2 protein-coding genes are annotated in these 10,292 nt (G+C 75.5%); both read left to right on the top strand.

The window, feature by feature from the left end; all coding sequences use genetic code 11:
- Positions 1 to 2,559, top strand: a 2,559-nt coding sequence (locus VFZ20_RS32085; protein ID WP_329688061.1) for an amino acid adenylation domain-containing protein, incomplete at its 5' end; no start/stop codon positions are given.
- A 497-nt stretch (positions 2,560 to 3,056) separates the two neighbouring features.
- A partial coding sequence (locus VFZ20_RS32080; RefSeq protein ID WP_329688060.1) for an aminotransferase class III-fold pyridoxal phosphate-dependent enzyme occupies positions 3,057 to 10,292 on the top strand: 7,236 nt, incomplete at its 3' end.

Below are 10,292 nucleotides of genomic sequence, written 5' to 3'. Positions count from 1 at the left end.
GCCCTGGGCGACCGCGGCGGCAGCGTGCCCCTGGTGCTGGACGCCGGGACCACGGGCCTGCTGCAGGCGCTGTCGCGGCGCGAGGGCGCCACCCTGTTCATGACCCTGCTGGCCGCCTGGCAGCTGCTGCTGGCCCGGTACGCCGGCCAGGACGACGTCACGGTGGGCACCCCCACGGCCGGCCGCACGCGGGTGGAGACGGAGGGGCTCATCGGCTTCTTCGTCAACACGCTCGTGCTGCGGACGGAGCTCGCGGGGGCCGACACCTTCCGCGACCTGCTGGCCCGCGTCCGCGAGACCACCCTGGGCGCGTACCAGCACCAGGACATCCCGTTCGAAAAGCTCGTGGAGGAGCTGGCGCCGGAGCGCAGCCTGAGCCGCACACCCCTCTTCCAGGCCATGTTCACCCTGCAGAACAACACCCGCGAGGCGCTGCGCCTGGGCGGGCTGCGGGCCGAGCCCCTGGCCGTGCGGGCCGAGGCCGTCAAGTTCGACCTGCACCTTACCCTCACGGAGACGGGCGGCCGCCTGGCCGGCTCGCTCGCCTACCGCGAGGAGCTGTGGGAGCCGGCCACCATCCAGCGCATGCTGGGGCACTTCACCACCCTCCTGCGCGCCGTGGCCGCGGACCCCGGGCGGCCCCTGGCCGGCGTGCGCCTGCTGGACGACGGCGAACGGGAGCTGCTGGCGGGGTGGAACGCCACGGAGCGCGTCTACGACCCCGGCGCGTCGCTCCACGGCCTTTTCGAGGCCCAGGCGCGAAAGACACCGGACGCCGTCGCCGTGCAGCTCGACGGCGAGACGCTGACGTACGCCCGGCTGGACGGGCGCGCCAACCAGCTCGCCCGCCATCTGCGCGGGCTGGGCGTGGGCGCGGAGACGCGCGTGGGCGTGTGCGCCGAGCGCTCGGCGGAGCTCGTGATCGCGCTGCTGGGCGTGCTCAAGGCCGGCGGGGCGTACGTGCCCATCGATCCGTCGTACCCGGCGGACCGCATTGCCTACATGCTGGCGGACGCGGGCGTGTCCGTCCTCCTGGCGCAGGACCGCCTGGCCGAGGCCCTGCCGCCGCACGGGGCCCGCGTGGTCCGCGTGCACGCCGACGGGGCGGCCATCGCGGCGCAGTCCGCGGAGCCGCTGGACATCGACGTGTCGCCGGAGCAGCTGGCGTACGTCATCTACACGTCGGGATCCACGGGCCGGCCCAAGGGGGCCATGAACGCGCACCGCGGCATCGTCAACCGGCTGCGGTGGATGCAGGACGAATACGGGCTGGACGCGTCGGACGTCGTGCTGCAGAAGACGCCGTTCAGCTTCGACGTGTCCGTCTGGGAGTTCTTCTGGCCGCTGATGACGGGCGCCCGGCTCGTCCTGGCGAAGCCCGGCGCGCACGGCGACCCCGCGTACCTGGCGGATCTCGTGGCGGGGCAGGGGATCACCACCCTGCACTTTGTCCCCTCCATGCTCCAGGCGTTCGTGGACGCGGGGGTGGCGGGCCGGTGCACGTCCCTGCGCCGCGTGGTCTGCTCCGGCGAGGCGCTGCCGTACGACTTGGTGGAGCGGGTGATGGACGCGCTGCCGCACGCCGGCATCCACAACCTGTACGGGCCCACGGAAGCCGCGGTGGACGTGACGTACTGGGCCGCCGAGCCCCGCGAGCGGCGGACGGTCCCCATCGGCCGCCCCGTGGCCAACACGCGCATCCACGTGCTGGACGGGGCGCTCAACCCCGTCCCCGTGGGGGTGGCGGGCGAGCTGTACATCGGCGGCGTGCAGGTGGGCCGCGGGTACCTGGACCGCCCCGCGCTCACGGCGGAGAAGTTCGTCCCCGATCCGTTCTCGGCGGATCCCGGCGCGCGGATGTACCGCACGGGCGACCGGGCGCGGTGGACGGCGGAGGGCGAGGTGGAGTACCTGGGCCGGGTGGACTTCCAGGTCAAGGTCCGCGGCTTCCGCATCGAGCTGGGCGAGATCGAGAGCGCCCTGCGCGGCGCGCCGGAGGTGGCCGACTGCGCCGTCGTCGTCCGCGGCGACGGGCCGGGCGGCCCCCGGCTGGTGGCGTACGTGGTGGGCGCGGCCGACGCGGACGGGCTGCGGGCGCGGCTGCGGCGGGCGCTGCCGGACTACATGGTCCCCGCGGCCTTCGTGACCCTGGCGGCCCTGCCGCTCACGGCCAGCGGCAAGCTGGACCGCCGGGCCCTTCCCGCGCCCGCGGCGGCGGCCCCGGGGGGCGCGCGGCTGCGCCCGGAGACGGAGATGGAGGCCCGCCTGTCCGCCGTGTGGCGCGAGCTGCTGGGGCTGGAGGAGGTGGGGGTGGAAGACAACTTCTTCGACCTGGGCGGCCACTCGCTCCTGCTGGTGCGGCTGCAGGCCCGCCTCACGGCGGAGCTGGGGCGCGAGGTGCCGGTGGTGGAGCTGTTCCAGTACCCCACCGTCCGCGCGCTGGCGGCCCGCCTGCAGGGCGCCTCCGACGCCGCGGCCGTGGACGAGGGCGAGGCGCGGGGCGGCGCCCGGCAGGCCGCCCTGGCCCGGCGGGCGCAGGCCCGGCGCCGGGATCGCTGACGGCGGGCGGGACGGGCGCCGCGCCCGTCCCGCCCGCGCGGGCCGAAAAGGGCGTCCGCGCGGGGCCGGACGTGCATCGGCCGCCCATTGTGGAGAAAAGTGGCGAGTGAAGGGTGTCGGGGGTTGACGGGACTTCGCCGCGAGGTGAGATTTTTAGTCATCTTCCGATAGGCGGACTGCTTCTTTCCCGGCGGGTGGGCGTCGTCCCGCGCCGCCCCGGGGCCGCGGCGCTCCCCGGCGCCGCGCCGGGGACCCTGCCGCGAACGAGATCCGTGGCACCGGTGGCGCGAGAGGAACGCCCTGGTGTAAACGTTTGAAGGACATGCTTGTGGCGGAATCCGTGAGCGAACGGGCGTTCCGTCTCCCGCCGGCCGGACCGGTCTTCACGCGCGGACCCCTTTTCCGCCGCAACCCACGGGCACACCCGGCCGCCCGCGCCCCCCGGCGCGGGGTCCCGGATGCCCGGCCGGCTAAACTAACGTTTTTGGACCCGCAGCATGGCAGAGCACGAAACTGGTCCGGGAGAGGAGCGCACGGGGCTCGAGGTGGCCGTCGTGGGGATGGCGGGGCGCTTTCCCGGCGCCGACGACGTCCACGCGTTCTGGCGCAACCTCCGGGCGGGGGTGGAGTCCGTCTCGCGCTTCAGCCGCGAGGCGCTGCTGGAGACCGGGGCGGATCCGCGGCTGCTGGACCACCCCGACTTCGTCCCCGTCAAGGGCGAGCTGCGGGGCGCCGACACCTTCGACGCCACGCTCTTTGGCCTGACCCCGCGCGACGCCGAGGTGCTCAACCCGCAGCACCGGGTGCTGCTGGAGTGCGCCTGGGCGGCCCTGGAGCACGCCGGGTACGACCCGGCGCGGGTGGAGGCGCCCGTGGGGATCTTCGCGGGGGGCGGCACCAACACCTACGTGCTCAACCTGGCCTCCACCCCGTCGCTCGTGCGGGCCGTGGGGATGACGCGCATCTCGCTGGGCAACGACAAGGACCACCTGGCGGCCAACGTCTCCTACCGGCTCAACCTGCGGGGGCCCGCCCTGGCCGTGCAGACGGCGTGCTCCACCTCGCTCGTGGCCGTGCACCTGGCCTGCCAGAGCCTGCTGAACGCCGAGTGCGACGTGGCCCTGGCCGGCGGCGTCTCCATCCAGCTCCCCCTGCGGGGCGGCTACCTGTACGCCCCGGACGGCATCCTCTCCCCCGACGGCCACTGCCGCGCCTTCGACGCCGACGCCCGCGGCTCGGTGGGGGGCAGCGGCGCGGGGCTCGTGGTGCTCAAGCGGCTGGACGACGCCCTGGCCGACGGCGACACCATCCACGCCGTCATCCGCGGCAGCGCCATCAACAACGACGGCGCGCAAAAGGTGGGGTACACGGCCCCCAGCGTCACCGGCCAGGCCCGCGTGCTCTCCGAGGCGTGGTCCGTGGCGGGAGTGGACCCCGGCACCGTGCAGTACCTGGAGACGCACGGGACGGGCACCCCCCTGGGCGACGCCATCGAGCTCACGGCCATGAGCCAGGTGCTGGCCCGGGGCGGCGGCCCGCCCACGGCCATCGGCTCCGTCAAGAGCAACGTGGGCCACCTGGACGCGGCCGCCGGCGTGGCGGGGCTCATCAAGACGGTGCTGGCCCTGTCCCACGGCGAGATCCCCCCGTCGCTCAACGTCGCCACCCCGCACCCCCAGATCGAGGCGTCCGGCGGCCACGTCTTCGTGAACACGGAGCTGCGGCCGTGGGAGCGCCGCGGCGCGCCCCGCCGCGCGGGCGTCTCGTCGTTCGGGCTGGGCGGCACCAACGCCCACGTGGTGCTGGAAGAGGCGCCCGCCCCGGAGCCCTCGGGCCCCTCGCGGGCGCTGCAGCTGCTCGTCGTCTCCGCCCGCACGGCCACGGCCCTGGCCGCCGCCGCCGAGAACCTGGCGGACCACCTGGAGCGCGAGGCGCCCCCCCTGGCCGACGCCGCGTTCACCCTGCGGGCGGGGCGGCGCGAGATGGAGCACCGCCTGGCCGTGGTCTGCGCCGACGGGGCCGAGGCGGCCGCCCGGCTGCGGCAGGCCTCCGGCCGCCCCTCGTCCGCCGTGCCCCGCGCGGACCGGCCCGTGGCCTTTCTGTTCCCCGGCCTGGGGATGCACCACGTGGACATGGGCCGCGGGCTGTACGACGCCGAGCCCGCCTACCGCGCGGCCGTGGACACGTGCTGCGCCCTGCTGGCCCCCGTGCTGGGCACGGACCTGCGCGAGGTGATGTTCTCCGCCGGCCCCGCCGCCGGGGGTGACGCGGATGCGTCCGCGTCCGCATCCGCGGGCGGCGGGTGGGACCTGCGCGGCATGCTGGCCCGCGGCGAGGGTGCCGCCCCCTCGCCCCTGGACGACACCCGCTTCGCCCAGCCCGCCGTCTTCGTCACCGGGTACGCGCTCGCGGCGCTGTGGACGAGCTGGGGCGTGGCCCCGGCCGCCCTCCTGGGCCACTCGCTGGGCGAGTACGTGGCCGCGTGCGTGGCCGGCGTGCTCACGCTGCGCGACGCCCTCACGCTCGTGGCGCTGCGGGCCCGGCTCATCGACGGCCTCCCCGCGGGCGCCATGCTGGCCGTGCCCCTGGGCGAGGCCGCCCTGCGCGAGCTCCTGCCCCCGGGGCTGGACCTGGCGGCCGTCAACACTCCGGAAAGCTGCGTGGTGGCCGGCCCCGTGGACGCCGTGGAGGCGTTCGAGGCCGAGCTGGCCGCCCGCGGGACCGTGAGCCGCCGCCTGCCCACCCGCCACGCCTTTCACTCGCGGATGATGGCGCCCGTGGCGGCGGAGCTGGAGCGGTTGGTGGCCGGGTTCACGCTGCGCGCGCCGGAGATCCCCTTCGTGAGCAACGTCACGGGGACGTGGATCACGGACGACGAGGCGCGCTCGCCGGCCTACTGGGGCCGCCACCTGTGCCAGCCGGTGCGGTTCGCGGACGGCATCGCCACGCTGCGCGGGGAGCCGGGCCGGGTGTTCCTGGAGGTGGGCCCCGGGCAGACGCTGGGCGCGTGGGCCATGCAGCACCCCGCCGGCGGCGCGGCCCAGGCGCCGGTGGTGCTCAGCTCCCTGCGCCACCCGCACAACCGCGTGCCCGACCCGCGCTTCGTGCTGGAGACGCTGGGCGGGCTGTGGGCGGCCGGCGTGCCGGTGGACTGGACGGCGTTCGGCGGGGACGAGCGGCGCCGCCGCGTGCCCCTGCCCGTGTACCCGTTCGAGCGCAGGCGCTACTGGGTCGACGCGCCCCGCGCCGCGGCCGCCGCGCCCCCGGAGCCGCCCCGGGCCCAGGCCCCGGAAGGGGAGGGCGCGCCGCCGGGGCCCGCGGCCGTGGAGGCGGCGGCGCCGCGGGCCGGGGTGGCCGCGGCCCTCCGGGAGATGGAGACGGAGACCGAAGCGAACGCGGCCGCGCACGCGGCCAACGGAGGCCACCAGAAAGGACCGGACGTGTTGGACAATCCAGTCGCCACCGCCTCGCGCCAGGACGCCATCCTGGACCGGCTCAAGGCCATCGCCGCCGAGCTGACGGGGATCCAGCCGGAGCTCATCGCCACGGACGTCCACTTCTTCCAGGCGGGGATCGACTCGCTCCTCCTCCTGCAGGCCATCCAGCAGGTGGAAAAGGGGATCGGCGTGCGGGTGTCGCTCATCGAGCTGCTGGAAGAGATCACCACGCTGGACGCCCTGGCGCGGCACCTGGACGGCGCGCTCCCCCCGGAGGTCGTGATGAACGGAAACGGAAACGGCAGGCAGCCCCACGCCCCCGTCCCGGCCGAAGCCCCGGCCCCGGAGCCCGCCGCGGCGTCCGCGTCGCCCCGGGTGCCCGCGCCCCCCGCCCTCTACCCCGCGCCGCCGCCCGCCGCCGCGGCCCCCCTCGCCGCGGCCGCCGCGCCGCCGGCCCCCGGGTCCGAGGGCGCGCTGGAGCGGGTGATCGCGCAGCAGCTGCAGGTGATGCAGCACCAGATTGCCGCCCTGCGCGGCGAGACGGCCGCCCCCGCCGCCCTCCCCGCGTCCGCGCCGTCCGCCGTTCCGCAGGCGTCCGCGGCCTCGGCTGACGCGGCTTCGGCCGACACGGCTCCGGCTGACGCGGCCTCGGCTGACGCGGCTTCGGCTGACGCGGCTTCGGCGGACGCGTCCGCGGCCGTTCCGCAGTCGCCGCGGGCCCGCATCCAGCCGGAGACGTTCGTGGCGCACCAGCCCATGAACACCGACGGGCCCGGGGGGATGACGCCGGAGCAAAAGGCGTTCGTGGACGACTTCATCGCCCGCTACACGGAGCGCACGCGGGCGTCCAAGGCCCACCAGGTGCGCTACCACCTGCCCCTGGCCGACGGCCGCGTGACGGCCCGGTTTCGCCGCGTGCTCAAGGAGATCGCCTACCCCATCGTGGGCGACCGCGCCCGGGGCGCGTACGTGTGGGACGCGGACGGCAACCGGTACGTGGACATCGGCATGGCCTACGGGTGCAACCTGTTTGGCCACGGCCCCGACTTCGTCTCCCGCGCCATCCAGGAGCAGGTGGAGCGCGGCTACGGCGTGGGCCCGCAGTCGCCCCTGGCCGGCCGGGCCGCGGAGCTCGTCTGCGAGCTGGGCGGGGTGGAGCGCGCCATCTTCTGCAACTCCGGCACGGAAGCCGTCATGGGCGCCATCCGCGCCGCGCGGACGTACACGGGGCGCACCCGGGTGGCGTACTTCGCCGGCAGCTACCACGGGTGGAGCGACATCGTGCAAGGGCGCCCCCTGGGCAGCGGCGAGCGCCGCGCCGTGCGCCCCACGGCCCCCGGCATCAGCCAGCTCCCCCTGGACGACGTGCTGCTGCTGGACTGGGACCAGCCCTCGTCGCTGGAGACGCTGGCCCGGCACCTGGACGAGCTGGCCGTGGTGATCGTGGAGCCCGTGCAGAGCCGCCGGCTGGACATCCAGCCCCGCGCCTTTCTGCAGGAGCTGCGGCGGATGACCCGTGAGGCGGGCGTGCTGCTGCACTTCGACGAGCTCATCACGGGCTTCCGCATCGGCGCCGGGGGCGCGCAGGCCTTCTTTGGCGTGGACGCCGACCTGGTGACGTACGGCAAGATCGTGGCGGGGGGCCTGCCCATGGGCGTGGTGGGCGGCACGCGCGAGGTGATGAGCGTCTTTGACGGGGGGCTGTGGAGCTACGGCGACGACTCGTACCCTACGGGCTCGCGCACCCTGTTCGCCGGCGCCTTCTTCAAGCACCCGCTCTCCATGGGCGTGGTGGTGGCCATCATGGAGGAGATCCGCCGCCGCGGCCCGGAGATGTACGAGGGGCTCAACGCCCGCGCCGCCGGGCTGGTGGACCGCTGCAACGCCTTTTTCGAGGCGGGCGCGTACCCCATCACGGCCGTGCGCTTCGGCTCCGTGTTCCGCTTTTTCCTGGGCGGCGACATCAAGTTCCCGGAGCTGTTCCTTCACCACATGATCCTGGAGGGCGTCTACGTCCAGCTGGAGACGGGGACGGGCTTCCTGTCCCTGGCCCACACGGACGAGGACGTGGAGACGGTGTTCCAGGCCGTGTGCCGCAGCGCCGAGGCCCTGCGCCGCGGGGGGCTCATCCCCCCCGCGCCGGAGCCGGCCCCCCCGCCGGAGTGGCGCGACGACGGCGTGCGCGTGGTGCCCATGACCGAGGGGCAGCGCCAGCTGTGGCTGGAGTCGCAGATGGGCGAGGCCGCCGCGCGGGCGTACACCGAGTCCATCTCCCTGTACCTGCGCGGCCCCGTGCAGCCCCAGGCCATGCACCGCGCGGCCCAGGCCCTCACGGACCGCCACGACACCCTGCGCACCACCTTTGGCCCCGAGGGCGACGAGCAGCGCATTGCCCCCGCCTGCGAGGTGGACTTTACCCACGCGGACTTTTCCGGCGAGCCCGCCGAAGGGCGCGCCGCGGCCGTGGAGGCGTGGATCGCGCGCGAGGTGCGCCGCCCGTTCCACCTGGAGGCCGGCCCCCTTACCCGCTTCAGCCTGGCCACGGCGGGGGCGGACGAGCACGTGCTGGCCATCTCGTCGCACCACGCGGTGATGGACGGCTGGTCGTTCACCATCCTGCTGCGCGAGCTGGGGCAGCTGTACGCGGCCGCCCGCGAGGGGCGCGACGCCGGCCTGCCCCCCCTGAGCGCCTACGCCGACTTTGCCCGCGCGCAGGCCGGGCCCGGGCACCGGGCGCGCATGGCCGCGGCCGAGGCGTTCTGGGCCGCGCAGTTCGCCGACGGCGTCCCCGCCCTGGAGCTGCCCACGGACCGCCCCCGCCCGCCCGTGCGGGCCTACCGCGGCGAGCGCATCGAGATGACGCTCTCCGACGGCCTGGTGCAGCGGCTGGTGCCGTTCTGCCGGCAGAACGGGTTCAGCGTCTTTCACGTGCTGCTCTCGGCCTTTCAGCTCTGGCTGGGGCGGCTGAGCGGGCAGGACGACGTGGTGGTGGGCATTCCCTCCGCCGGGCAGGCGGAGCACGCCGGCGCCACGGAGCTGGTGGGCTACAACATCAACGTGCTCCCCCTGCGCGGCCGGCTGGAGCCCGCCGTCCCTTTCGTGGAGCACGCCAAGCGGGTGCGGCGCTCCGTGGCCCGCGCGCTGGAGCACCAGTCGTTCTCGTTTCCCCGCCTGGTGCAGCGGCTGTACCCCCGGCGCGACCCCAGCCGCCCGCCCCTGTTCTCGGCCATGTTCAACGTGGACCGGCGCGACGGCGGCGAGCTGCGCCTGGGCGAGCTGCGGGCCACCGTGCGTAGCAACTTCACGGGGGCGGCCAAGTTCGACCTGAACGTGAACCTGGTGGAGGAGCCCACGGCCCTGTCGCTGTACTGCGACTTTGACAGCGACCTCTTCGACGAGGCCACCGTCCGCGCCTGGCTGGGCGGCTTCGACACCCTGCTCGACGGCATCGCGGCCCGCCCCGACGCCCCCCTGGCGGAGTTGGAGCTGCTGGGCCACGCCGACCGCGCGCGGGTGCTGGGGGCGTGGAGCGCGTCCGGCGCCGCGGACGACGTGGATGCCGGCGCCCATGCCGGCGCCGACGCCGACGCGGACGGCACCCTGGCGGAGCGCTTCGAGGCCCGCGCGGCGGCGGCGCCCGACGCCGTGGCCCTCATCGCCGGCGAGGAGACGATCACGTTCGGCGCGCTGGACGCGCGGGCCAACCGGCTGGCGCGCGTGCTCCAGGCCCGCGGCGTGGGCGCGGAGACGGTGGTGGGCATTCACCTGGACCGCTCGCCGGAGTACGCCGCGGCCGTGCTGGCCGTGCTCAAGGCTGGCGGCGCGTACCTGCCCCTGGACCCGTCGTATCCCGCGGACCGCCTGGCGTACATGCTGGCGGACAGCGGCGCCCCCGTCGTGGTGACGGACGCCGCGCACCGCGCCACGCTCCCCGTCTCGGACGCGGACGTCCTGGACCTGGACGCGGCCGCCGCGACGGTCGACGGGGCCGACGCCACGGCGCCCGCGCGGTTCGCCGCGCCGGACGGGCTGGCGTACCTGCTGTACACCTCCGGCTCCACGGGCACGCCCAAGCCCATCGGCGGCACGCACCGCGGCGTGGTGAACCGCTGCGCCTGGATGGAGGCCGCGCACCCCTTTGCCGCCGGCGAGGTGTGCTGCCAGAAGACCGCCATCGGCTTCGTGGATTCCGTCTGGGAGCTGTTCGGCCCCCTGCTGGCCGGCGTGCCCTCCGTGGTGCTGGGCCCGGACGACGCCCGTGACGCGCGGCGCCTGGCCGCCGCCGCCGAGCGCCAC

This window comes from Longimicrobium sp. (assembly GCF_036280135.1).
Classification (GTDB): domain Bacteria; phylum Gemmatimonadota; class Gemmatimonadetes; order Longimicrobiales; family Longimicrobiaceae; genus Longimicrobium.
This window is presented reverse-complemented; position numbering and strand designations above follow the sequence as displayed.